At 65.3% G+C, this 499-nt stretch carries 2 pseudogenes; one reads left to right on the top strand and one right to left on the bottom strand.

The annotated features are described in order from the left end of the window. Positions 1–173 (top strand): annotated as a pseudogene (locus ENZ74_RS35585) (LysR family transcriptional regulator); the annotation flags it as partial. Positions 174–190: 17 nt separating this feature from the next. Here ENZ74_RS35585 and ENZ74_RS33945 read toward each other — a convergent pair. Beyond that, positions 191–499: pseudogene (locus ENZ74_RS33945) on the bottom strand (peptidase S15); the annotation flags it as partial.

Here is a 499-nt window from a genome sequence, read left to right as displayed (position 1 = left end):
GGTGGCTGGTACGCGACCGCATTCAGGCCGGCGCGCTGATGGCGCTGTTGCCGGACCAGCCGCGATATCTCTACGACTGCCACGCGCTTTGGCTGCAGACACCGCATCTGCCGCTGAAGGTGCGGCTGGCCGTCGATGCGCTGGCCGTCGCCTTGCCGAAATCGATGGCCTGATTGCCAATCGCCGCCGCTCAGTTGAGATCGCGCCGATACTCCTTGACCTCGCTGCGGTCGACGATCCGCTCGTCTCCGTCATGGGCAGTGATGTGGGTCTCGATCCGCCAGACGTCGCGCAGCGCGCGCACCGTCGCCGTCACTGAAAGGCGCGCCTGCCAGTCGCCGCGGCCATAGGATTTTTCCCAGGTGCAGGTGCCGACCGCCGAGGTCGGGTCGTCGGGGTGAATGGAGAACCGGTCGACATGCTTCGCTGAAAGGACGATTCCCGTATGCGGATGCCGCACCGTGCCGCCATCATTGACGACTTGGTAGACCGTCTCGCT

Origin of the sequence: Mesorhizobium sp. M7A.F.Ca.CA.002.15.2.1 (genome assembly GCF_003998715.1) — a bacterium.
In the GTDB taxonomy this organism is placed as follows: Bacteria; Pseudomonadota; Alphaproteobacteria; order Rhizobiales; family Rhizobiaceae; genus Mesorhizobium; species Mesorhizobium ciceri.
Note: the sequence above shows the minus strand (reverse complement) of the source record. Positions and strands in the feature narration are given on the sequence as shown.